Origin of the sequence: Microvirga sp. M2 (genome assembly GCF_047497095.1) — a bacterium.
Classification (GTDB): Bacteria; Pseudomonadota; Alphaproteobacteria; order Rhizobiales; family Beijerinckiaceae; genus Microvirga.
The window spans coordinates 1,265,545-1,287,914 of sequence record NZ_CP134063.1 but is presented as its reverse complement, the minus strand read 5'-3'; the positions used below and the strand labels follow the sequence as shown (position 1 = coordinate 1,287,914).

Sequence of the window (22,370 nt, the reverse complement as noted above, 5' to 3'; positions counted from 1 at the left end):
TCCTTTTGATCTGATTATTTTCTTGTAAACGATCTTGCTTCGGCCGGGATACTGCACAGGTACTTGTCCCAAGCGACAACGCGCCTGCCAGTGACTGGCCAAGAACATTGCGGCCGCGGGAGACCAGCCCGCCCGCATTCCCTTGTGGGGGCTCAGAACGGGAAGACCCGATGAGCACCGATGTGAACATTCGCTCCGCCTTCCGGCTCATGACCGCGCCGAGCCTCTGCCTGGCGCTTCTCCTGCCGGACCCGGCGAATGCGCAAAGCCGGTTTCCCGAGCAGAACGGCATCGTCATTCCGATCCCTCTTCCCGAGGCTGCTCCCTCTCCGCAAGCCGTCGCAACCTCCTCCAAGGCCCCTCGGCCCCTGAAGGCTCTTTCCCGGCCTCATCCCACGATCGCCTATACGAGCCTTCCTGCCGGCGACCGCGTCGCCCTCCCCGATACGACCGGGTCCCTTCCCGGTTCCGGGCCACTCGGAGGGCGTGTGCCCTCAGGCTTCGCGTCCCTGATCTCCCGGGGCGCGATCGAGATCCGCGACACCGCGCCGGCCGATTGCCTGCCCGGCAACCTGCTGGCCGTGGTGGCGGATATCGCCGGCACGTTCGGGGCCGTCAGCATCGAGTCCACACATCGCAGCACGAGCCGGAACCGGCGCGCGGGCGGCGCGCGCCATTCGCTGCACCTGTCCTGCCGCGCCCTCGATTTCAGGGTAAAGGCGCGCGGTCGCGGCATCATGGCCTATCTGCGCTCGCGGCCGGAGGTCGGCGGGCTCAAGATGTACCGGAACGGCATCATCCATATCGACAACGGCGAGCGTCGCTCCTGGTGAGCGACGCGCCCCGCGAAGCGGGCGGCCTCGCCTGCTTTGGTAGGGCTGGAAAGACCCGTGGCCATGGGAGACATTCGCCCCATGTTCGAGACCTTTACCCATCGCCGGATCGAGACGTCCGAAGCCGTGATCAACCTGCGCCACGCAGGTGAAGGCCCGCCGGTTCTGCTGCTGCACGGACATCCGCAGACTCATGCCATGTGGCACCGGGTCGCCCCGCAGCTCGCCGAAGACTACACGGTGGTCTGCGCGGATCTGCGCGGCTACGGCGACAGCTCCAGGCCCCCGACGAGAGCCGATCACGAGCCCTCTTCGAAGCGCGCCATGGCGCGGGACATGATCGAGGCCATGGCGGCTCTCGGCTTCGAGCGTTTCGCGGTGATCGGGCACGATCGCGGCGGGCGCTGCGCCTATCGCATGGCGCTCGACCACCCGGACCGGATCCTCGCCCTGTCGGTGCTCGACATCCTGCCGACCTACGAGCATTTCGCGCGCACGGACATGGCCTTCGCCATGGGCTACTGGCACTGGTTCTTCCTGGCGCAGCCCCATCCCATTCCCGAGACGCTGATCGCCGCCGATCCCGACACGTTCTATCTGCGGCGCGGCCGCGCCATGTTCGCCCCGGACGCTCTGGCCGAATACAGGCGGTGCTTCACGAACCCCGATACGATCCACGCCATGTGCGAGGATTACAGGGCCGGCGCCACCGTCGACATGCGGCTGGACGAAGCCGACAAGCGGGCCGGACGGCGCATCGCCTGCCCCGTCCAGGCGCTGTGGGGCCTGCGCAATGGCCTCGAGCGCTGGTACGACGTGCTTTCGGTGTGGCGCGAATGGGCGGAACGGGTCGAAGGCCACGGAATCGACTGCGGCCACTATCTCGCCGAGGAGGCTCCCGACGAGACGCTCGCCGCGTTCAGACCGTTCCTGGCGAAAGCCTTCGAGGCCGACCGCTCACAAACGCCCGACGCGCAGCGATAGGGGAAAGCGGATGAGACGCCGGCGCTCCGGCTCGCCCCAGAGCGCCAGAAGCTCGCGTCCGAACTCCTCGACGGGCTGTCGCCCCTGCGCCGTCTCGAGCCCGCGCACGGCCGACCACGTCTCGACATAGCCGAGCAGGTCCGAGCCCCGCCACCGGACCTCGATGGCGAGCGGTGGGGCGGTCCATTCCGCGAAGGGAAACGCAAAGGAACGATAGCCTTCCTCGACATGGCGGCGCTCCGGCGGCCAATAGGGCCCCACCACATTCTTGTAGAAGTGCCGAACGAGGGGATCGATGTCGGCATCGGCCTCGATCACGCCATAGGTGATGAGCGCCAGCACCGCACCGGATTTCCCGACCCGGCGCACCTCCGCATAGAAGGCGTCGAGATCGAACCAATGCGCCGCCTGCCCGGCCGTGATCAGGTCCGCGGAGGCGGCGGCGAGGCCGCTCCGTTCCGCCTTCGCGACGCGATACTCCACGCGATCGTGCGCCTGCGCCTTTTCGATCTGCGGAGCGCTCGCATCGGTCGCGATCACGCGCTCGAACCGATCGGCGAGCAGGACGGAAAGCTGCCCGGTGCCGCAACCGGCATCGAGCGCGAGATCCGTCTGCGGGCAAAGGCCTGCGAGATAATCGACGAGGGCGTGGGGATAGGTCGGGCGGTACGCAGCGTAGTCGCCCGACCTGGTCGAGAAGTGATCCTTGAACGACATGCTTACACCGCTAAGAACGGTGCGACCGTGATGCCGTTGGCCTCGAGCTTCGCCCTGACCGTGCGCGCCATCATGACGGCGCTCGGCTCGTCGCCGTGGACGCAGATCGTGTCGATCGCGATGGGAACGCGCTTGCCCGACGTGGAGACGACCGCCCCGTCCTGGAGAGTGCGCAGCACGCGCTCGGCGGCGGCATCCGCGTCGTGCAGAACGGATCCCGGCTTCTTGCGGCTGGTCAGCGAACCGTCGTCCTCATAGGTGCGATCGGCGAAGAATTCCCGCACCACCGGGATGCCGACGGTCTCGGACGCCTTCTCCATCAGGAGGCCCGGCATGCACACGTTGACGAGGCTCGGATCGACGCCCTTGACGGCGCGGGCGATCGCGAGCGCCAGGCTCTCCTCCTCGTTGGCCATGTTGTTGAGCGAGCCGTGAACCTTCACATAGGTCACCTTGTGGCCGGCGAGAGCCGCCACCGCCTGCATGGCGCCGATCTGGTAGGCGATCATGCGCTCGATCTCGGCGGGGGAATCGCCCCGGATCACGCGCCTGCCGAAACCGTGCAGGTCGTTGAAGCCCGGATGCGCGCCGATCGCCACCCCCTTGCGCTTGGCGATTTCCGCCGTGCGGAACATGGTGGACGGATCGCCCGCATGGAACCCGCAGGCGATGTTCGCCGAGGAGACGATGTCGAGCATCGCCTCGTCGTCGCCCATGGTCCATGCTCCGAAGCTTTCGCCCATATCGCAGTTCAGATCGACCTTCATGTCCCTCACACCACAACCGGTTGCGCCATTTGCGTCCCGACATGGAACACACGCTTGTAACGCTCGATCTCGTCCTCCGGCCCCAGGGCCTTCGTCGGATTGTCCGAGAGCTTCACGGTCGGACGATCATCGGCAGAAATCACCTTGCAGACGATGGAAATGGGATCGAGCCCGCCCTCGGGCGCGAGCCCGCGGAAATCGTTCGTGAGCAGCGTCCCCCAACCATAGCCGATCCGCATGCGCCCGCCGAAATGCCGATGGATCCGTTCGATCACGTCGACATCGAGCCCATCGGAGAAGATGGCGAGTTTATCGCGCGGATTCTGCCCCCGCCGACGCCACCATGCGATGGCCTCCTCGCCGCCTTCGATGGGGTCCTTGGAATCGATGCGGATACCGGTCCAGGCCGAGACCCATTCGGGAGCGTTCTGCAGGAAATTCGTGGTGCCGTAGGTGTCGGGCAGGATGACTCGCAGGTTGCCTTCGTAATCCTCCTGCCAGTCGGCGAGCACGCGATAGGGCGCTTTTGCCAGCTCCTCGTCGGTGTCGGTCAACGCCGCATAGACCATGGGAAGCTCGTGGGCGTTGGTGCCCACGGCCTCCACCTCGCGGCGCATGGCGATCAGGCAGTTGGAGGTGCCGAGGAAGGCCGGCCCCAGTCCCTCGATCATGGCCTGAACGCACCAATCCTGCCACAGGAAGCCATGGCGGCGGCGCGTCCCGAAATCCGAGATCGAGAGATCCGGCATGCGCCGCAGGCGCTCGATCTTCTCCCAGACCCGCGTCATGGCGCGGGCATAGAGGACCTGCAGCTCGAACTTGCCCATTCCCCTCAGGACCCCGCGCGAGCGCAGTTCGTTGAGGATGGCGAGCGCCGGGATCTCCCACATGGTGGTCTCGATCCAGGGCCCGTGGAAGGTCAGCACATATTGCCCGTCTTCCTTCTCCAGAAGATATTCCGGGAAGCGGAAGGTTTCCAGCCAGTCCATGAACTCCGGAGAGAACATCTGCCGCTTGCCGTAGAAGGTGTTGCCGCGAAGCCAGGTGGATTCGCCGCGCGTCAGGGACAGGCTGCGCACATGGTCGAGCTGCTCGCGCAATTCGCCCGCATCGATGATATCGGCCAGGCGGATCCGGGTGGTGCGGTTATGAATGCCGAAGGTGACTTTGACGTCCCGATGGCGGCGAAAGATCGTCTGGGCCATCAGGAGCTTGTAAAAGTCCGTATCCAGGACCGACCGAACGATCGGGTCGATTTTCCAGGTGTGGTTGTAGACCCTGGTCGCGATGTCCGCCATCGCCTGCTCCTAGCGCATCGTTCGGAAAAGAGAACCCGGTTTTCCGCCTGAACGATGCGCTTTTCAAGGGGGTGGAGCATCGGACGTGAAAAGTGCAAATCCACTTCTCGCGTCCGATACCCTCACCGTTTCGGGAGGCAGGACAATAGCGAAGGCCGATCCCCGATGAAAGAGTGCCTGTCGTCAATCCTCTCATGCCTCAGGGCGGCAGCACGTCGACCTCAATCGACGCGTAATAGGCCGCGACGTCGGCCATGTCCTGGTCCGAGAGATCTTTTGCGACAATGTTCATGGTTTCGTTCTTGCGCGCGCCGGACTTGTAATCCGACAGGGCCTTGACGAGGTAGCTCTCGACCTGCCCCGCCAAGTTCGGCGCTTCCGGGTTCTTCGAGAGGCCGTCCAGCCCATGGCAGGCCTGACACGTCGTGATCTTCTGGCGCCCGGCCTTCGCGTCGGCAGCCGCTGCGGAAACCGGCCCGAGGCAGATGAGCAGAGCCCCGAGGAGTGCCGGCGCATCGATGATTTTCATGGATATGCCTTTCATCGGGCCAGGCGCGCCTTGCGGCGCGCCTGCAGGAACGGGCCTGAAGCTGTTTCCACCGGCGTGGAAACAGCTCCCTTCTTGGAAAGAGCGCATCGTTCTTGCGAAAAACCGGATCCACTTTTCTGCACGATGCGCTAGTGGCCTTCGTAATAGATGCGGTACATCGCGCCGGCCGTATCGTCCGAGACGAGGAGCGAGCCGTCGGCGAGCATCGCCACGTCGACCGGGCGGCCGAGATACTCGCCGTTCTCGTTGAGCCACCCTTCGGCGAAGACCTGCGGCTTGTCCGCTGTTCCGTCGGGCTTGATGGGCGTGAACATCACCCGGGCGCCGACCGGCTCGGTGCGGTTCCAGGATCCGTGCTGCGCCGAGAAGATGCCGCCCCGATAGGCCTGGGGAAACATCTTGCCGGTGTAGAACACCATCCCGAGATCCGCGGCGTGAGGAGCCATTTCGACCTGGGGCGGGACGGTGCCGGACGGAACCTGATCGTCCTTGTATTCGACCGTGCGCACCGTGCCGCCGCCATAATAGGGGAAGCCGAAGTTCTCGCCCATCTGAGTGATGCGGTTGAGTTCGCCGGGAGGCTGATCGTCGCCCATGCCGTCGACCTGATTGTCCGTGAACCACAGGGTCTTGTCCGCCGGGTTGAAATCCATCCCGACCGAATTGCGGATTCCGGTGGCGTAGACTTCGCGGTTCTTGCCGTCCTGATCCATGCGGATGATGCCGCCGATGCCGTCCTTGCGGTATAGCTCCAGCTTCTCCTTGGGCGGCACGTTGAAGGGCTGTCCGAGAGCGATGTAGAGCTTGCCGTCGGGACCGACCCGGCAGACGCGGGCCGTGTGGTTGAAGCTCTCCTCCGACGGAGGGATCAGGTCGCCCTGCTTCACGACGATTCCGGCCGCGACGTCCGGGCCCTCATAGAAGAACTCGGCCGCCGGAAACTGCAGCACGCGATTTTGCTCGACGACGTAGAGCATGCCGTCGCGCGAGAAACAGACACCGTTGGGAATCTTGAACTCGACGGAGGGCGCGAACTGCTTCACCTCGTCGGCGACGCGGTCCTTGTCGCGATCCGTGACCACATAGACGTTGCTCTTGCGCGTTCCCACGAAGACGACGCCCGCATTGGGCCCGACGGCCATGTGGCGGGCGTCGGGCACGACGGCATAGAGATCGATCTTGAAACCGGCCGGCAACTGGATCTTGTCGAGATTCCTGCGGATCGCGTCGGCGCGGCGTCCCTCCTGGGGGATCTGCTTGGGCTCGACGGTGCCCGTGCTCTGGAATGTCTGGAGTTTCTCGAGATTGCTGGTCGGCGGCTGCGTGGCGGGCTGAGCGAAACTCGATGACGCGAATGCTACAGTGGAGACGGCGGCGAGCCAGATGGATTTCATCCTTCCCTCCCTGGGAGCGCCCCTGCCCTGTTTTCTTTCTTGATCTTCGGATCGGCTCCGAGATGCTTCGTTCCGTAGTCTTTGACTATACTCAAGCTACTCCATGAAAGAAAGATGCAAAGAGGTGCATGAAAAGGGCCGCTAGAGCATCGGACCCAAAAGTGGAATCCACTTTTGGGATCAATCCGATGCTCCCTCCTTGGATGAGCGCATCGTTTGAGCGGACCCGGAGGGCCGCGTCAGCGAAAACCGGGTCCACTTTTCCGCACGATGCGCGAAGCGGCCCTTTCGCGTCATCGTCGTTTCGAGCCTCAGCTCAGATTTACCTTCGCCTGATCGCCCGGATCGGGCTGCTGCCCGGTCAGGGCGGCTTTCGCATAGCCGTAGAGGTGCACGACCGTCGAGGACGGGCTGTCCCAGTATTCGCCTTTCGAGGGATGCACGCGGATCAGGGCGATCTGCGGATCGTCCGTGCCTTTCGGGAACCAGGCTCTCAGCGGCTCCGACCATTTCTGCTCGATCCTGGCCTTGTCGCGAACGATCTCGGCCTTGCCGGACACGGACACGTAGGTCTGGCTCTTGGGATCGCTGAAGCCGAGATTGATTTCATTGTCGCGAGACACTTCCGTCATCTTGGGCGATTGAATCTGCGTGAAGAACCATAGATCGCCGTGCTCGTCGGCCTCCTGGTTGTACATGGGCCTGCTGTGGAGCATACCCTCCGTGTCCACTGTGGTCATCATGGCGATCTTCACGTCCTTGATCAGCTCATAGAGCTTTTTGGCGTTCGGATCGTTATGGCCATGTTGGTGCATCATCCACTCCTGATTCATCGCAAGGTCTCGGGGCCGAGGTCTCGGGGCAAGGTCTCGGATCGGCGACGCGCAAGCGCGATTCTCCGGTCGGCTCGGCGGCCCCGAGGGATCGATTGGACAACGGACGGGGTCGGTTTTGGTTCGGATATCGCTATGACAGCAAGACAACGCCTTAACGGATGGGGCTTGAACCTATACATGAGGCTCAAGACACTGTTGGACGACAGCCCAGGAGCCTCCGTCGTGGCCATTACCCGTGAAGATGTGTTGCAGGCGCTCTCGACCATTCCCGTCGATGCCGGCGGAACCAGCCTTGCGGCGTCGGGGCGCCTCTCCGACGTGCATATCGACGATGCCGGCCGGGTGATGTTCTCGATCGCCGTCGATCCGTCCGAGGCGCAGGCGATGGAACGGGTCCGCCAGGCCGCCTCCGAGGCGGTGCAGGGTTTGCCCGGTGTGAAGGGCGTTTTCGCGAGCCTGACCGCGGATCGTCCCGCCGGTTCGGGCGCGCCCTCCCCGTCTCCGGCGGCCGCGCAACGCCCCCGGGCGGCCGCCCAGCCCAAGAACCAGCGGATTCCGGGCGTGAAGCACGTGATCGCCGTGGCCTCCGGCAAGGGCGGCGTCGGCAAGTCCACGACGGCGTGCAACCTCGCCCTGGGCCTGAAGGCGCTCGGCCTGAAGGTCGGCGTGCTCGATGCCGATATCTACGGCCCGTCCATGCCCAAGCTCCTCGGCATTCACGGCAAGCCGAGGCTTTTGGAGAACCGCATCCTCGAACCCATGGAAGCCTATGGGCTCAAGGTCATGTCCATCGGCTTCCTCGTCGAGGAAGAGGCCGCCATGATCTGGCGCGGCCCGATGGTCATGTCGGCGATCACGCAGATGCTGCGCGAGGTCGCCTGGGGCGATCTCGACGTGCTCGTGGTGGACATGCCTCCCGGCACCGGGGATGCGCAGCTCACCATGGCCCAGGCGACTCCGCTCGCGGGCGCCGTGATCGTGTCCACGCCGCAGGATCTCGCCCTCATCGACGCGCGACGGGGCGTATCCATGTTCAGGCGCGTGGAGATCCCGATCCTGGGCATCATCGAGAACATGGCGACCTTCGTCTGTCCCCATTGCGGCCAGACCTCCCACATCTTCGGCCATGGCGGCGCGCGTTCGGAAGCCGAGCGCCTGGGCGTGCCGTTCCTCGGCGAGGTTCCGCTCAACATGACGATCCGCGAGCTCTCGGATGCGGGACGCCCCGTCGTCGTGGCGGATCCGGACGGGCCTCACGCCGCAATCTACAAGGACATGGCGCGACGGGTCCGGGCGGCACTCGACGGCGCCGAGGCCGCCCGGCCCGCGCCGCGCATCGTGATCGAGTAAGGCGGCATGGGGCCTTACCCCGCGACCCTGGGCGTCATCCTGGCCGGCGGCCTGGCGCGGCGCATGGGCGGAGGCGACAAGCCTCTCCTGACGCTCGGCGGACGAACGCTCCTCGCCTCTCTGGAGCAACGGCTCTCCCCGCAATGCGAGGGTCTCATCCTCAATGCGAACGACGACCCTTCGCGCTTCGCCGAGACCGGACTTCCCGTGGTGCCCGATTCGGTCCCAGGACGCCCGGGTCCCCTCGCGGGCGTTCTGGCGGCGCTCGAATGGGCCGCCCTTCACCGCCCTTTCGTCGAATGGGTGATCAGCGTTCCGGGCGACACGCCCTTCATTCCCGCGGATCTCGTCTCCCGCCTCCACGCGGAGCGCGAGGCTGCACGGCAACCTCTCGCCTGCGCCGCATCGGGATCACATGACCATTATGCGATCTGCCTGTGGCCGGTCGCGTTGCGCCAGGACCTGCGTCATGCGCTTACGCTCGAAGGCGTCCGCCGCATGGAAGACTGGAGCCGGAAGCGCGGGCTCGCGACGGCGACCTGGCCGACGGAGCCGTTCGATCCCTTCTTCAATATCAATACGCCGGAAGAGCTGATCGCCGCGCAGTCCTTCATCGGGCGCGGCTCCCCGCCCGTTCGAGCGACGGACGCGCCGGCGGGGAGGAACGCCGGGAGGGTCGCAATGACGGAACTGGATCTGTCCGGATTGAAATGCCCGCTTCCGGTGCTGCGCACCCGCAAGGCGCTGCTCGCCCTGGAGCCTGGCGACAGGCTCAGCGTCACCTGCACGGATCCGCTCGCGGGAATCGACGTGCCCAATCTCGTCCGGGAGCTCGGCGATACGCTTTTAGAGCAGCGTCAGGGCGAAACGAACATCACATTCGTGATCGCCAAGGCCGCTCCCACGACATGAAGAAGGCCCGGCGTCGCGCCGGGCCCCCTCGCAAACCGATCGGAGGATCAGGAGCCCTTGCGCAGGCTGTCCTTCATGCCGCCGACGGTGTTCTGGATACGGCCTTCGGTCTTATCCATCTTGCCTTCAGCTTCCATCTTCGAGTCGCCAAGGGCCTTGCCGAGGCCTTCCTTCACGCGGCCCTTGATGTTCTTCATGCTGCCTTCGGTACGGTCACGATCCATGGTTTTTCTCCTTAACGAACGTCTGCCGGTCAACGCCGGACCGAAGCTTCGGTTTCAAGCCGGGCTGTACCTGATCGTCGCAGCCGATCCGGATTCAGAACATTTCGCCCGCTGCTCAAGACGTTGTAAGCATAATTAATTCGTGAGCATGCAAACCCGACGGCTCTATTGCGCTCATCTGTCGGGGCAAACGCAAAATACGCCTCCAAGGGCCGTCACCACGCCGAAATTGCCTATCAGCAAAGGGATTACGGACGCGCGCGCCACTTTTATCGCTCTGCGGATATAGACACGGCAACAGGCCGCTCTAATTCGAATGTTGTAACGTGATTGTCCAGAACTGCTGTCCGCGAGTCCCCCGTGCCCTCCGCTCACAGGCCTCCCAGAAAACCCCCGAAGACCGTGCCTCGGAAGCCTGCCCGGCCCGGCGCCGGATCGCCGGGACAACCTCCGCATCGGATCGTTCTTCTGGCGCATCAGCTCAGGACACCGCTTTCCGCCATCGGAGCCCTGGCGCAAGGCCTGATGCGGCGCGCGAAGCGCTTGAGCGCCGAGGACGTCAGAGGCCGCGCCGAACGGATCTGGCAGGCCAGCCTGCGCCTCGACGAGCTGATCGACATGATCATGACCTACACGCGGGCCAGCGCCGGCGGGATGCTTCTCGACCCCGCCGAATTCAACCCGGAGGCTCTGATCGGGCGGGCCTGCCGGGAGCAGAGCAGCCAAGCTCCGGAACGGCCGTTCGTCATCGACATTCAGGGCCTGCCCGAGACGATCATCGGCGATCCCGTCCTGCTGGAGCAGGCGCTCGTGATCGTCCTGTCCAACGCGATGAAATACTCTGCCCCGGACAGGCCCGTCGGCGTGACGGCCCGCCCTTGCGCGAAGGGCATCGAAGTCGTCGTGAGGGATCAAGGAATCGGCATCTCCCCACTGGACCTGCCCTTCCTCACGCGGCCGTTCTTCCGCGGGCGGAACGTCAAGGAAATTCCCGGCACCGGCCTCGGTCTGAGCCTGGCATGGCACATTCTCATGCTTCACGGCGGCGCCCTTGACGTGGAGAGCCAGGAGGGACGCGGCACCACCGTGACGCTGACGATCCCCGAAAGGAACGTGACGGGAGCGACGGGCCTTCTCTAGCCCGTCGTGCGGACCAGGATGGCGCGAAAGTCGTTCACGTTGGTGAAGGTCGGGCCCGTGACGACGAGCCTGTCGAGCTGCGCGAAGGCGGAATAGGCATCGTTCGCGGCCAGATAGGAGGGAAGATCGAGGCCCTTCTCGCGGGCGGCCGCGAACATGGCCTGGTCGAACCAGGCCCCCGCATTGTCCTCCGATCCGTCGATGCCGTCGGTATCGCACGCGATGGCCGACAGCCCGTCCTCGCCGCGCAGCGCCAGGGCGAGCGCGAGCAGGAATTCCGCATTTCGCCCGCCTCGCCCGGTCCCGCGGACGGTCACCGTCGTCTCCCCGCCCGACAGGAGCACGCAAGGTCCCTTGACGGACTCGCCGTAATGCCTGGCGGAGCGCGCGATGCCGGCCATCGCGCGCCCGACCTCGCGCGCCTCGCCCTCGATGGCATCGCCCAGAATCAGCGGCGTCAGGCCGAGCTCACGCGCCTTTCTGGCCGCCGCGTCGAGCGCCATCTTGGGCGTGGCGAGCATATGCACCTCGCCCGCATCGCCCGGCTCCTCGACACGGTTGGACCGAATGGTTTGCGCCACGTGCGACGGCACGTCGATGCCGTGCCGCACGAGAATGGACAGAACCTCCTCCGGATCGACCCTTTCCGGAATCGTGGGACCGGAGCCGATGCTCGAGGGATCGTCCCCCGGCACGTCGGAGATGAGATAGGTGACGAGGCGCGCGGGCGCGATCGCGGCGGCGAGCCGACCGCCCTTGATGGCCGAGAGAGACTTGCGCACGAGGTTCATCTCGCCGATGGGCGCGCCCGACCTGAGGAGAGCCCGGTTGAGCGCCTGCTTGTCCGCGAAGGTGATGCCTTCGGCGGGCAGCGAGAGAAGCGCCGACGCGCCGCCGGAGACGAGGCACACGACGAGATCGTCCGGGCCCGCCTCCTGGGCCAGGGCGAGAATGCGCCGGGCGGCGTTCAGGCCCGCCTCGTCGGGAACCGGATGCGCGGCCTCGACGATTTCGACGGAGCGCGTCGGCACCGCATGGCCGTAGCGCGTGACGACCAGCCCTTCGCAGGTTCCCCCCGCCCTTGCCCATGCCTCCTCGAAGGCAGCCGCCATCCGGGCCGAGGCCTTTCCGGCTCCGAGAACGATCGTTCTGCCCTTGGGGCGGGGCGGCAGGCAGTCATCGAATTTGCCGTCCGGAAGCGCCGCCGCGAGCGCGGCATCGAACAGGGCACGAAGGATGGAGGGATCGTCAGTCATGCCCTCAGCTTACGCGAGAAATCGCTTTCGTGAAGGCCCCGCAACGCTTCGCGGGCCCTCATACCTCCCTCACGCCTCCCTCATGCCTCCCATCATGCCTCGATGGGAACGGACTTACCCTCGCTCGCGAGATGCAGCGACACGCCGGCGGCCGCGATCCTGTCGACGAGGGCCGGGTCCGGGGCGCGGTCGGTCACGATGTCGGTGAGGCTCGCCATCGGGCAGACGAGTTCGAGATGGCGCCGGTTGAATTTCGACCCGTCGAGAAGAAGAACCTTGCGCTCGGCCCGCTCGATCATCGTGCGCTTGACCCAGCAGGCCTGGGTTTCGACGTCGTTCGGACCCTCGAGGTTGAGTCCGCTGGCGCCGATGAAGGCGATGTCCGCATTGAAGCGCTGGAGGAAGGCGCAGGTCTCCGATCCGTAGACGCCGCGCTCATGGGACGAGAAGTCGCCCGGGCAGAACAGGACCCGCACGCCGCTCTGCGACACCAGCGCGTTGGCGACCGCGAAGCAGTTGGTGATGACCGTGACCCGCTCGGCCATTTCGGCAAGAACATGCGCGAAGCGAGACGTGGTCGAGCCCGAATCGATCATGATCACGTCGCCGGGTTTCACCAGCCCGGCGGCCGCCCGCGCAATCGCCTCGCGCTCCTCCACCGCAAGGGTGTTCCGGTCCTGAAAGACCGGCTGGAGGCCGAGCTGCCGTCCCGCCGCGCCGCCATAGGTCCGGCTGACCAGGCCGCGCTGGGTCAGCTCCTCGATGTCGCGCCGCACCGTCTCGGCCGAGACGCCGAGCCTCCGGGCGAGGTCCGAGGTCCGCACGGCGGGGCTCAATCCCAGCTCGGCCACGATCAGGCGCTGGCGCGCAGCCTTCTTGCCTTCAGGAAAGGACACGTCGGGAATCTCCAATTCACAGCCGAGAATATCGTAACTTGATCAAAAGTGTTGGAACATCCCACATTTGTATGCTTGATCCCCCAAATTTCGTCATCTAGGCTTCACACAAGGGCATGAAAGTGCCCCAAAAGGAAACGCCCGCGAATGCAAGTGACCAGCCTGCGCTCTCCCCGTTCCCTCGTTCAGGGACCGGCGGCATGATCCCACTTTCTCAGCTCCCGCTGGAGAAGGCGCGTTCCGTGCGCGTCGTCCTGACCGATATCGACGACACCATCACGACCGAGGGCATGCTGACGGCATCCGCCTATACGGCTCTCGAGAATCTGCAGCGCGCCGGTTTCCTGGTGATTCCCGTCACGGGCCGTCCGGCCGGCTGGTGCGATCATATCGCGCGCATGTGGCCGGTGGATGCCATTGTCGGCGAGAACGGCGCCTTCTATTTCCGCTACGACCGCGAGCGGAAGACCATGAATCAGCATTTCTGGGCGACGGCCGACGAGCTGAAGAGCAACCGCGCCAGGCTCGACGCCATCGAGAAGGAGGTCCTCGCCTCCGTTCCCGGATCGGCGCTCGCCAGCGACCAGGCCTTCCGGCTCGCCGACCTCGCCATCGATTTCTGCGAGGACGTTCCGCCCCTGCCGGAATCCGAGGTCGACAGGATCGTGGCGATCTTCGAGCGCCATGGAGCGCAGGCCAAGGTCAGCTCCATCCATGTGAACGGCTGGTTCGGCGACTACAACAAGCTCAGCATGGCCAAGAGGCTCCTGGCCGACGTGTTCGGCATGGGCTGGGACGAGGCGAAGCGTTCCGTGATCTATGCGGGCGACTCGCCGAACGACGAACCCATGTTCGCGGCCTTTCCGCTCAGCGTCGGCGTGGCCAACGTTCACGCCTTCGAGCACCGGCTCAAGAACAAGCCGGCCTACATCGCCAAGGGGCATTCGGGAGACGGGTTCGCCGAGATGGCCGGACTTCTCCTCGCCGCCAAAGGCTAACACGCTTTCCTGTCAGGATCTCAAGGATCACGTCGATGTCCGAGATTGTCGTCAACGCAGTATCGAAAACATGGGGCGGCGTTGGCGGCGTCGAACGCATCAGCTTCAAAGCGGATGCGGGGACGCTGCTGGTCCTGCTCGGCCCCTCGGGCTGCGGCAAATCCACGACCCTGCGCCTGATCGCGGGCCTGGAAGAGGTCGATTCCGGCACCATCACCATCGGCGGGCGGGATGTCACGCATCTCTCGCCGGCCCAGCGCAACATCTCGATGGTGTTCCAGTCCTACGCGCTCTTCCCGCACCTGAACGTGGCGGAGAACATCATCTTCGGCCTGCGCGTGCGCGGCGTCGGGCGCGCGGAGCGCGACGCGCGCCTCAAGAAGGTGGCGGACATCGTGGGCCTGAGCCACCTTCTGGAGCGCAAGCCCTCGCAGCTTTCGGGCGGACAGCGCCAGCGCGTGGCGCTGGGGCGGGCCATCATCGCGGAGGCTCCCGTCTGCCTGATGGACGAGCCGCTCTCGAACCTCGACGCCAAGCTGCGCCACGAGATGCGCACGGAGATCCGCGGCCTGCAGCAGCGGCTCGGCATGACCATGGTCTATGTCACCCACGATCAGACCGAGGCGATGACCATGGCCGACCGCGTGATCCTGATGCGCGACGGGCATATCGAGCAGAACGGCGCGCCGCATGAGCTCTACAACGAGCCCGCGAGCGACTTCACGGCGCGCTTCATCGGCACGCCGCCGATGAACATCATTTCCTGGCAGGACGGCGCCGTTCTGGGCATCCGGCCGGAGCATGTCGCCCTCGTGGAGAACGGCGGTATCCCGGCTGTCGTGAAGGCGGTGGAATACCTCGGCGCGGACAGCATTCTCCTCTGCGACGTGAAGGGCGAGACGGTCTCCGTCCGCCAGGCCGGATACTGCGCATTGCCCGCCGGTGCACAAGTCGCGCTCGGGTGGCAAAACCGTCACATACATCTGTTTGACAGGGACAGCGGAAAGCGTCGCACGGGCAGCGCCCTGCCCCAGTGAGGCTTTCTTCTGAAAGTGCGCCGGAGGCATCCTGTCCGCCGGCGCGTGGCTTCTAAGACCCGAAGGGGGAGGACAATGAAGTTCAAGACGAAAGCCCTGCTCACGGCAGGCCTCATGACGGCGGCGAGCCTGAGCGCCAGCATCGCTCACGCGGTCGACCTGACGATGTATTATCCGGTGGCCGTCGGCGGACCCGTCACGAAGGTCATCGACGACATGGTTCGGAATTTCCAGAAAGAGAACCCGGATATCAAGGTCGAAGCCGTCTACGCCGGCAACTACACCGACACGATGACCAAGGCCATGACGGCCATGAAGGGCGGCCAGCCGCCGCAGCTGTCGGTTCTGTTCTCCACCGATCTCTTCACGCTCATGGACGAGAAGGCGATCGTTCCGGTCGACGAGATCCCCGGCGCCGACAAGGAATGGCTCAACGGCTTCTATCCGGCCTTCATGGAGAACGGCCGCGTCGACGGCAAGACCTGGAGCATTCCGTTCCAGCGCTCCACCATCGTTCTCTACTACAACAAGGAAGCCTTCAAGGACGCCGGCCTCGATCCCGAGAAACCGCCGACAACCTGGGCCGAGATGGCCGAGATCTCGAAGAAGCTCGTGAAGAAGGACGCGTCTGGCAACGTGACCCGCTGGGGCGTGGAAATTCCGTCCACGGGCTACGGCTACTGGATGCTCCAGGCGCTCGCCATCGAGAACGGCCAGAAGCTCATGAACGAGGCCGGAAACCAGGTTTCCTTCAATGCCCCCAAGACCGTCGAGGCCCTGCAATACTGGGTCAACCTGTCGGCCAAGGACGGCGTGATGCCGAAGGGCGCCGTGGAATGGGGCACCCTGCGCACGGACTTCCTGGAAGGCAAGACGGCCATGATGTGGCACACCACCGGCAACCTGACCGCCGTGAAGGAAGGCGCGAAGTTCGACTTCGGCGTCGCCATGCTTCCGGCCAAGGAGCGCCGCGGCTCTCCGACCGGCGGCGGCAACTTCTACGTCTTCAAGAGCGCCTCTCCCGAGCAGCAGCAGGCTGCGGTGAAGTTCATCCGCTGGATGACCGCTCCCGAGCGCGCCGCCGACTGGAGCATCAAGACGGGCTACGTGGCCGTGACGCCCGCCGCCTACGAGACCGACGTGATGAAGAACTACGTCAAGGACTTCCCTCAGGCGACCGTGGCCCGCGACCAGCTGGAGCATGCCGTGGCCGAGCTGTCGGTGCATGACAACGGGCGCATCTACAAGATCCTCAACGACGCGGTGCAGGCGGCCGTCACCGGAACGCAGACCCCGCAGGAAGCTCTCGACAGCGCCCAGAAGCAGTCCGAGCGCGTTCTGAGCCGCTACAAGTAATCCGGCCTCACGTGCCGCGGCGGGCGTCCTGCCGCGGCACATCGTTCGATCCCGCAGGAGCAAGCGATGGTATCCGCCGTCATGAAAGCCGCCGAGCCTAACGCCGTCCGACGCAAGGCGTGGCTGACGACCGTCAATGCCTGGCTGCTTCTGCTGCCCGCCCTCGTTCTCCTGGCAGCCTTCACCCATTACCCGATCCTGGCGACGCTCTATCACAGCTTCTTCTCGCTGAGCCGCGGCGGCGAATCCAGTTTCGTGGGGCTCGAGAACTACGCCTATATGCTGGAGGACGACGTCTTCCGGCAGGTGCTGCGCAACAACATCGTGTTCGCGCTCGCAACCGTTCCCACCAGCATCGCGCTTGCGCTGCTGATGGCCGTGTGGGTCGACAAGAAGATGGCCGGCCGCTCCTTCCTGCGCCTCGCCTTCTTCACCCCGACCGTTCTGCCGATGATCGCGGTGGCGAATATCTGGCTGTTCTTCTACACGCCCGATTACGGCCTGCTCGACCAGTTCCTGAAGAGCCTCGGATTTGCCGGCCACAACTGGCTGGGCGATCCCTCGACCGTGATGAGCTGCCTCGCCGTCATGGTGGTGTGGAAGGAAGCGGGCTTCTTCATGATCTTCTATCTCGCGGCGCTGCAGACCATTCCGCCCGAATTGAAGGAGGCCGCGGAGGTCGAGGGCGCGAGCCGGTGGTACTTCTTCCGCCGTGTGACGCTGCCGCTCCTGATGCCGACGACCCTGTTCATCTCGATCAACGCGCTCATCAACTCCTTCAAGCTCGTCGACCAGCTCGTCATCATGACCAAGGGCGGGCCCAACAACGCGAGCTCGCTCCTGCTCTATTATATCTACGAAGTCGCGTTCACCTTCCAGGACACCGCTTTCGCCGCGACGCTGACGGTGACGCTGATCGCGATCCTGGCGGGCGTCGCCCTCACCAAGTTCGTCTATCTCGACCGCAGGATTCACTACCAATGAGACAGAAAGGCCATTCGGTCGAAACCATCGCCGCCTGGGTGCTCGCGCTTCTGTGGCTGCTGCCGCTGGCCTACAGCCTGTGGAGCGCGTTCCATCCGTCGGAATATGCAACGCGCTTCGACATCACGGCGCCGCTGACGCTCGACAACTTCGTGCGCGCCTGGCACCAGGCCCCCTTCGCGCGCTACTACCTGAACACCCTGATGCTGGTGTCGCTGGTGCTCGCGGGCCAGTTGGTCATTTCGACGCTCGCGGCCTATGCCTTCGCGCGTTTCCGCTTCTTCGGGCGCGAGGTTCTGTTCGCCCTGGTGCTGGTGCAGCTCATGATCATGCCGGACGTGCTGATCGTCGAGAACTACCGCGTGATCAGCGCGCTCAACCTTTTGGACACGATTCCCGCCATCGCCCTGCCCTACATCGCCTCGGCCTTCGGCATCTTCCTGCTGCGCCAGACCTTCAAGAGCGTTCCGAACGAGCTCGTGGACGCCGCGCGCGTTGAAGGCGCATCCTCCTTCGGCGTGCTGTGGCGCGTCTTCGTGCCGCTCGGCAAGACCACCTACATCGCCTTCGGGCTCGTGTCGGTGAGCTATCACTGGAACAACTTCCTGTGGCCGCTCATCGTCACCAACTCGGTCGAGAGCCGTCCGCTCACGGTGGGGCTCGCCGTCTTCGGGGCGCCCGAGACGGGCGTCGACTGGTCGGTGATCACGGCCGCGACCGTCATGACCATGGCGCCGCTGCTCCTCGCCTTCCTGCTGTTCCAGCGGCAATTCGTTCAATCGTTCATGCGCGCCGGAATCCGCTGATGAAGCTCGTGACGTGGAACATCCAGTGGGGCCTCGGCTGCGACGGCAATGTCGACCTCGAGCGCATCGTTAAGACCGCGAAGGCGCTCAGCGATGCCGACATATTCTGCTTCCAGGAGATCTCGCACGGGTTCGCGCCCCATGACGGCGGCGAGGACCAGCCCGCGATCCTGGCGTCGCTCCTGCCCGGCTACACGCCCGTGTTCCGGCCCGCCGTCGAACGGCGGGACGGGAACGGGCGGCCGCAGGTCTTCGGCAACATGATCCTCTCGCGCCTGCCCGTGATGGATGTGACGAGCCACATCCTGCCCTGGCCCGCCACCGAATGCCGGAGCATGCAGCGTCAGGCGCTCGAAGTCGTCGTGGCGACGGATCTCGGCCCTTTTCGCATCACGACCTGCCACCTCGAATATCACGCGGACGAGCATCGCCGCGCTCAGGTCGAGCAGATCCGCAAGGTGCACGAGGAGCATGAGAGGCGCGCCCGGCTCACGCATCGCGACGTCTCGGAAGGCCCTTACCGCTCGCTTCCCGCGCCGGTCGGGGCGCTTGTCTGTGGCGACTTCAATCTGGGCCCTGACGATCCGCTCCACGCGGAGATGCGCAAGCCCTTCGCGTCGGGCGTTCCCGCCTTTGTCGATGCCTGGACGATCCGGCATGGCGACGCGCCGCACGCGCCCACGACCGGCGTCGCCGACTTCACGCAATGGCCGCAAGGCCCCCATTGCCGCGACTACATCTTCGTGACGGAGAACGTCGCGGACAGGATCGTCGATCTGCGCGTCGACGGGGAGACGACGGCCTCCGATCATCAGCCGGTGGCGATCACGCTTAGAGCATCGGACGCAAAAGTGGGAACCGGTTTTGCGTGAAAAGATGCTCAAAAGCATCAACTGACAGCATCGGATGTGGGTCCGATTTCACGTCCGATGCTGTAGCAACTGACGGCATGAAAAAAGCCGGGCTGCTCCGCAGCCCGGCTCGAACGGTCGGATCTCCGCTCAGATCCCCGCGAGGCAGATATACTTGATTTCGAGGAAGCCCTCGATGCCGTATTTCGAGCCCTCGCGGCCCAGGCCCGACTGCTTGATGCCGCCGAACGGCGCCATCTCGTTGGCCAAAGCCGGCGTGTTCACGCCCACCATGCCGCTCTCCAGGGCCTCCGCCACACGCCAGACCCGGGCCATGTCCTTGGCATAGAAGTACGACGCCAGGCCGAATTCCGTGCTGTTGGCCATCGCGATTACGTCCGCTTCGTCCTTGAAGGTGATGATCGGCGCCAAAGGCGCGAAGGTCTCCTCCTTGGTCACCTTCATGGCCTGCGTGATCCCGGTCATCACCGTCGGCTCGAAGAACGTGCCGCCGAGGTCCGAGCGCTTGCCGCCGACCAGCACCTTGCCGCCCTTGGCGAGCGCATCGGCCACATGGTCCTCCATCTTGGCCACCGCGCGATCGTCGATCAGCGGCCCCATGGTCACGCCGGCTTCCGTGCCCCGGCCGAGCTTGAGCCCTTGGGCCTTGGCGGCGAGCTTCTCGGCAAAGGCCGCGGCCACGCTCTCCTGCACATAGATGCGGTTGGCGCACACGCAGGTCTGGCCGGCATTGCGGAACTTCGAGGCAGTGGCGCCTTCCACCGCCGCATCGAGATCGGCATCGTCGAACACGATGAAAGGCGCGTTGCCGCCAAGCTCCAGCGACAGGCGCTTGATGCCGTCGCCGGCCTCCCGCATCAGCCAGCGGCCGACCCCGGTGGAACCGGTAAACGTGATCTTGGCCACCTTCGGATTGTGGCAGAACTCCTCGCCGATCGGCTTGGCGTCGTTGGTGGTGATCACCGAGAACGCGCCCTTGGGGACGCCGGCCCGCTCGGCCAGCACGGCCAGCGCGAGCGCCGAAAGCGGCGTCTGGGCGGCGGGCTTGAGCACCATGGTGCAGCCGGCGGCGAGCGCCGGGCCGACCTTGCGGGTGATCATGCCGTTGGGGAAGTTCCAGGGCGTGATCGCCGCGCACACGCCCACCGGCTGCTTGAGCACCAGGATGCGCTGGGACGGGTTGGCGCCGGGAATGATGTCGCCGTCGATGCGCTTGGCTTCCTCCGCGAACCACTCGATATAGGCCGCGTTCGAGATCACCTCGCCCTTGGCCTCGGCGAGCGGCTTGCCCTGTTCCGCGGTGAGGATGAGGGCCAGATCGTCGGCATTCTCGATGATGAGATCATACCATGTCTTGAGGATCTGGCTGCGCTCCTTGGCGGTGCGCTTGGCCCATTCCTTCTGCACCCGATGCGCCGCGTCGATGGCGCGGCGCGCCGCGTCGACCCCGAGATCCGGCACATGCGCGATCAGCGCGCCGTCGAAGGGATCGGTGACCGGGATGGTCTTGGACCCTTCGGCATCCACCCACTCGCCCGCCACATAGGCCTGAGAGACCAAGAGGGACGCGTCCTTCAGGGCAGGCGCGCGACGTTCCGGGGGATTGTGAGCTGTCATGGGAAACTCCAGCCTGGATGAGGAGAATGATGGAAGGGATATAGGCGCTCGGGAGCGCGATGAACACCACCCCGCGCGCCGGTCTGGGTTGCCGCTGGGTAAGACGCCGGCCGCGCAATCCGTGCTTCCGCTACGTCTTGCGACTTAAGGATGAAGTCCCCTCGCATTGCTAAGACCCATGGCGCCGTTACCTTGTCTTGACCGGCCTCATGGGGGGTTTCACCATGCGGTCCGACACATGGCAGGACCAACCTGCCCTCCAGAGACAACAAAGGGAAGGAAGACGATGCGAGTTCTCAAGCCCATTCTGTTCGCCTTAAGCTGCACCGTGGCGGCGCAGGCTGCCTACGCCCAGCAGGCCTCCGACGGCGTGGTGAAGATCGGCATCCTCAACGATCAGTCCGGCGTCTATGCCGATTTCGGCGGCAAGTCCTCGGTCGAGGCCGCCCGCATGGCGGTGGAGGATTTCGGCGGCAAGGTGCTCGGCGTCCCGGTCGAGATCGTGAACGCGGACCATCAGAACAAGCCCGACGTGGCCTCCAGCATCGCCCGCCAATGGTACGACACGGAGAAGGTCGACGCCATCATGGAGCTGACCACGTCGTCCGTCGCGCTCGCGGTCCAGGGCCTGTCGAAGGAGAAGAAGAAGATCACCATGACGACCGGTGCGGCGACGACCGACCTCACCGGCAAGCAATGTTCGCCTTACGGCTTCCACTGGGCCTACGATACCCACGCGCTGGCCGTGGGGACCGGCGGCGCGCTGGTGGAGAACGGCGGCAACAAGTGGTTCTTCCTCACGGCGGATTATGCCTTCGGCTATTCCCTCGAGGAGCAGACCTCCAAATTCGTGAAGTCCAAGGGCGGCCAGGTGGTCGGCTCCGTCCGCCATCCGCTGGCGGCGACGGATTATTCGTCTTTCCTCCTGCAGGCGCAGAGCTCCGGGGCCAACGTCATCGGCCTCGCCAATGCGGGCCTCGATACCGCGAACGCCATCAAGCAGGCGGCCGAGTTCGGCATCACCCAGAACGGAACCCGCCTGGCGGCGCTGCTCTTCACCCTCGCCGAGGTTCATGGCCTGGGCCTTCAGGCCGCGCAGGGCCTGACGCTCACGGAAGGCTGGTACTGGGATCAGAACGACGATAACCGCGCCTTCGCCAAGCGGTTCCAGGCCAAGACCGGCAAGATGCCCAACATGATCCATGTCGGCACCTATTCCACCGTGATGCAGTATCTGAAGGCCGTTCAGAAGGCCGGGACCGACGAGACCGAAGCCGTCGCCAAGGCTCTGCATGAAATGCCGGTTCAGGATGCCTTCACCAAGAACGGCAAGGTGCTGCCCAACGGCCGCATGGTCTACGACATGTATCTCTTCCAGGTGAAGAAGCCGGACGAGAGCAAGAGCGAGTGGGACATGTACAAGCAGCTCGCCACGATCCCGGGCGACCAGGCCTACCTGAAGGCCGCCGAGAGCGGCTGCCAGCTCACGCAGTAAGCTCGCGACCAACGAGGCGAGGACGGTCGGCTCCGTCCTCGCCCCTTT

Annotated in this window: 22 protein-coding genes; 12 read left to right on the top strand and 10 right to left on the bottom strand. The window is 64.9% G+C overall.

Annotated elements, in window-relative coordinates; genetic code table 11:
- Positions 1 to 170: 170 nt before the first annotated feature.
- Positions 171 to 833, top strand: a complete 663-nt coding sequence (locus tag RE429_RS06095; RefSeq protein ID WP_414473440.1) for a D-Ala-D-Ala carboxypeptidase family metallohydrolase — start codon at positions 171 to 173, stop codon at positions 831 to 833.
- Positions 834 to 914: 81 nt separating this feature from the next.
- Entirely contained in the window at positions 915 to 1,817 is a 903-nt protein-coding gene (locus tag RE429_RS06090; protein WP_414473439.1) for an alpha/beta fold hydrolase, read from the top strand.
- On the opposite strand, the gene RE429_RS06085 is transcribed toward RE429_RS06090, so the two are convergent.
- The 6 genes from RE429_RS06085 to RE429_RS06060 form a co-directional block, all read right to left on the bottom strand.
- Entirely contained in the window at positions 1,791 to 2,534 is a 744-nt protein-coding gene (locus tag RE429_RS06085) for a class I SAM-dependent methyltransferase (protein ID WP_414473438.1), read from the bottom strand. The genes RE429_RS06090 and RE429_RS06085 overlap by 27 nt on opposite strands.
- A 2-nt stretch (positions 2,535 to 2,536) precedes the next feature.
- Positions 2,537 to 3,301, bottom strand: coding sequence for a LamB/YcsF family protein (locus tag RE429_RS06080; protein ID WP_414473437.1), 765 nt, complete (start codon positions 3,299 to 3,301; stop codon positions 2,537 to 2,539).
- Between the two features lie 5 nt (positions 3,302 to 3,306).
- Positions 3,307 to 4,599: a nicotinate phosphoribosyltransferase gene (pncB, locus tag RE429_RS06075; protein ID WP_414473436.1), complete on the bottom strand. Its 1,293-nt coding sequence runs from the start codon at positions 4,597 to 4,599 to the stop codon at positions 3,307 to 3,309.
- A gap of 199 nt (positions 4,600 to 4,798) precedes the next feature.
- Positions 4,799 to 5,128: a c-type cytochrome gene (locus tag RE429_RS06070; RefSeq protein WP_414473435.1), complete on the bottom strand. Its 330-nt coding sequence runs from the start codon at positions 5,126 to 5,128 to the stop codon at positions 4,799 to 4,801.
- 149 nt (positions 5,129 to 5,277) lie between these two features.
- Positions 5,278 to 6,543, bottom strand: coding sequence for a PQQ-dependent sugar dehydrogenase (locus RE429_RS06065; RefSeq protein ID WP_414473434.1), 1,266 nt, complete (start codon positions 6,541 to 6,543; stop codon positions 5,278 to 5,280).
- Between the two features lie 311 nt (positions 6,544 to 6,854).
- A complete protein-coding gene (locus RE429_RS06060; protein WP_414474136.1) occupies positions 6,855 to 7,358 on the bottom strand; it encodes a pyridoxamine 5'-phosphate oxidase family protein in 504 nt (167 codons plus the stop codon).
- Between the two features lie 243 nt (positions 7,359 to 7,601).
- Here RE429_RS06060 and RE429_RS06055 point away from each other — a divergent pair, with 243 nt between their 5' ends.
- Together RE429_RS06055 and mobA are read left to right on the top strand one after the other, a co-directional pair.
- The gene (locus RE429_RS06055) at positions 7,602 to 8,729 is read left to right on the top strand and encodes a P-loop NTPase (protein WP_414474135.1); all 1,128 of its coding nucleotides are present in this window, start codon (positions 7,602 to 7,604) and stop codon (positions 8,727 to 8,729) included.
- Positions 8,730 to 8,735: 6 nt separating this feature from the next.
- On the top strand, positions 8,736 to 9,641 hold the full coding sequence (gene mobA / locus RE429_RS06050; protein WP_414473433.1) for a molybdenum cofactor guanylyltransferase MobA: 906 nt from the start codon (positions 8,736 to 8,738) through the stop codon (positions 9,639 to 9,641).
- A gap of 47 nt (positions 9,642 to 9,688) precedes the next feature.
- Here the strand turns inward: mobA and RE429_RS06045 are convergent, their stop codons facing one another.
- Entirely contained in the window at positions 9,689 to 9,865 is a 177-nt protein-coding gene (locus tag RE429_RS06045; protein ID WP_370436465.1) for a CsbD family protein, read from the bottom strand.
- Positions 9,866 to 10,267: 402 nt separating this feature from the next.
- On the opposite strand from RE429_RS06045, the gene RE429_RS06040 reads away from it, so the two are divergent.
- Entirely contained in the window at positions 10,268 to 11,005 is a 738-nt protein-coding gene (locus RE429_RS06040; protein WP_414473432.1) for a sensor histidine kinase, read from the top strand.
- Here the strand turns inward: RE429_RS06040 and RE429_RS06035 are convergent.
- The gene (locus RE429_RS06035; RefSeq protein WP_414473431.1) at positions 11,002 to 12,261 is read right to left on the bottom strand and encodes a glycerate kinase type-2 family protein; all 1,260 of its coding nucleotides are present in this window, start codon (positions 12,259 to 12,261) and stop codon (positions 11,002 to 11,004) included. The genes RE429_RS06040 and RE429_RS06035 overlap by 4 nt on opposite strands.
- 92 nt (positions 12,262 to 12,353) lie before the next feature.
- Positions 12,354 to 13,157 carry a DeoR/GlpR family DNA-binding transcription regulator gene (locus RE429_RS06030; protein WP_414473430.1) on the bottom strand — a complete coding sequence of 268 codons (804 nt, stop codon included), beginning with the start codon at positions 13,155 to 13,157 and terminating at the stop codon, positions 12,354 to 12,356.
- Positions 13,158 to 13,357: 200 nt separating this feature from the next.
- On the opposite strand from RE429_RS06030, the gene RE429_RS06025 reads away from it, so the two are divergent.
- The 6 genes from RE429_RS06025 (at position 13,358) to RE429_RS06000 (ending at position 19,210) form a co-directional block, all read left to right on the top strand.
- Positions 13,358 to 14,155, top strand: a complete 798-nt coding sequence (locus RE429_RS06025; RefSeq protein WP_414473429.1) for an HAD family hydrolase — start codon at positions 13,358 to 13,360, stop codon at positions 14,153 to 14,155.
- Between the two features lie 35 nt (positions 14,156 to 14,190).
- Positions 14,191 to 15,192 (top strand): ABC transporter ATP-binding protein, encoded by a 1,002-nt coding sequence (locus RE429_RS06020; protein WP_414473428.1) that lies wholly within the window; start codon positions 14,191 to 14,193, stop codon positions 15,190 to 15,192.
- Positions 15,193 to 15,267: 75 nt separating this feature from the next.
- Complete coding sequence (locus tag RE429_RS06015) at positions 15,268 to 16,548, top strand: ABC transporter substrate-binding protein (protein WP_414473427.1); 1,281 nt, start codon at positions 15,268 to 15,270, stop codon at positions 16,546 to 16,548.
- Between the two features lie 66 nt (positions 16,549 to 16,614).
- Positions 16,615 to 17,532 (top strand): carbohydrate ABC transporter permease, encoded by a 918-nt coding sequence (locus tag RE429_RS06010; RefSeq protein WP_414473426.1) that lies wholly within the window; start codon positions 16,615 to 16,617, stop codon positions 17,530 to 17,532.
- Positions 17,529 to 18,338 carry a carbohydrate ABC transporter permease gene (locus tag RE429_RS06005; protein ID WP_414473425.1) on the top strand — a complete coding sequence of 270 codons (810 nt, stop codon included), beginning with the start codon at positions 17,529 to 17,531 and terminating at the stop codon, positions 18,336 to 18,338. Before RE429_RS06010 ends, RE429_RS06005 begins: the two co-directional genes overlap by 4 nt.
- Entirely contained in the window at positions 18,338 to 19,210 is an 873-nt protein-coding gene (locus RE429_RS06000) for an endonuclease/exonuclease/phosphatase family protein (RefSeq protein ID WP_414473424.1), read from the top strand. Before RE429_RS06005 ends, RE429_RS06000 begins: the two co-directional genes overlap by 1 nt.
- A 129-nt stretch (positions 19,211 to 19,339) precedes the next feature.
- Here RE429_RS06000 and RE429_RS05995 read toward each other — a convergent pair whose 3' ends face one another.
- The gene (locus tag RE429_RS05995) at positions 19,340 to 20,827 is read right to left on the bottom strand and encodes an NAD-dependent succinate-semialdehyde dehydrogenase (protein ID WP_414473423.1); all 1,488 of its coding nucleotides are present in this window, start codon (positions 20,825 to 20,827) and stop codon (positions 19,340 to 19,342) included.
- A gap of 286 nt (positions 20,828 to 21,113) precedes the next feature.
- Here RE429_RS05995 and RE429_RS05990 point away from each other — a divergent pair, with 286 nt between their 5' ends.
- Complete coding sequence (locus RE429_RS05990; RefSeq protein WP_414473422.1) at positions 21,114 to 22,322, top strand: ABC transporter substrate-binding protein; 1,209 nt, start codon at positions 21,114 to 21,116, stop codon at positions 22,320 to 22,322.
- The last annotated feature ends 48 nt before the right edge of the window (positions 22,323 to 22,370 follow it).

Excerpts from the sequence above, each read along its gene's own strand:
- RE429_RS06095 (WP_414473440.1), top strand. The coding sequence starts at position 171 with ATGAGCACCGATGTGAACATTCGCTCCGCCTTCCGGCTCATGACCGCG.
- RE429_RS06090 (WP_414473439.1), top strand. The coding sequence starts at position 915 with ATGTTCGAGACCTTTACCCATCGCCGGATCGAGACGTCCGAAGCCGTG.
- RE429_RS06085 (WP_414473438.1), bottom strand. The coding sequence starts at position 2,534 with ATGTCGTTCAAGGATCACTTCTCGACCAGGTCGGGCGACTACGCTGCG.
- RE429_RS06080 (WP_414473437.1), bottom strand. The coding sequence starts at position 3,301 with ATGAAGGTCGATCTGAACTGCGATATGGGCGAAAGCTTCGGAGCATGG.
- pncB (WP_414473436.1), bottom strand. The coding sequence starts at position 4,599 with ATGGCGGACATCGCGACCAGGGTCTACAACCACACCTGGAAAATCGAC.
- RE429_RS06070 (WP_414473435.1), bottom strand. The coding sequence starts at position 5,128 with ATGAAAATCATCGATGCGCCGGCACTCCTCGGGGCTCTGCTCATCTGC.
- RE429_RS06065 (WP_414473434.1), bottom strand. The coding sequence starts at position 6,543 with ATGAAATCCATCTGGCTCGCCGCCGTCTCCACTGTAGCATTCGCGTCA.
- RE429_RS06060 (WP_414474136.1), bottom strand. The coding sequence starts at position 7,358 with ATGCACCAACATGGCCATAACGATCCGAACGCCAAAAAGCTCTATGAG.
- mobA (WP_414473433.1), top strand. The coding sequence starts at position 8,736 with ATGGGGCCTTACCCCGCGACCCTGGGCGTCATCCTGGCCGGCGGCCTG.
- RE429_RS06045 (WP_370436465.1), bottom strand. The coding sequence starts at position 9,865 with ATGGATCGTGACCGTACCGAAGGCAGCATGAAGAACATCAAGGGCCGC.
- RE429_RS06035 (WP_414473431.1), bottom strand. The coding sequence starts at position 12,261 with ATGACTGACGATCCCTCCATCCTTCGTGCCCTGTTCGATGCCGCGCTC.
- RE429_RS06025 (WP_414473429.1), top strand. The coding sequence starts at position 13,358 with ATGATCCCACTTTCTCAGCTCCCGCTGGAGAAGGCGCGTTCCGTGCGC.
- RE429_RS06020 (WP_414473428.1), top strand. The coding sequence starts at position 14,191 with ATGTCCGAGATTGTCGTCAACGCAGTATCGAAAACATGGGGCGGCGTT.
- RE429_RS06015 (WP_414473427.1), top strand. The coding sequence starts at position 15,268 with ATGAAGTTCAAGACGAAAGCCCTGCTCACGGCAGGCCTCATGACGGCG.
- RE429_RS06010 (WP_414473426.1), top strand. The coding sequence starts at position 16,615 with ATGGTATCCGCCGTCATGAAAGCCGCCGAGCCTAACGCCGTCCGACGC.
- RE429_RS06005 (WP_414473425.1), top strand. The coding sequence starts at position 17,529 with ATGAGACAGAAAGGCCATTCGGTCGAAACCATCGCCGCCTGGGTGCTC.
- RE429_RS06000 (WP_414473424.1), top strand. The coding sequence starts at position 18,338 with ATGAAGCTCGTGACGTGGAACATCCAGTGGGGCCTCGGCTGCGACGGC.
- RE429_RS05995 (WP_414473423.1), bottom strand. The coding sequence starts at position 20,827 with ATGACAGCTCACAATCCCCCGGAACGTCGCGCGCCTGCCCTGAAGGAC.
- RE429_RS05990 (WP_414473422.1), top strand. The coding sequence starts at position 21,114 with ATGCGAGTTCTCAAGCCCATTCTGTTCGCCTTAAGCTGCACCGTGGCG.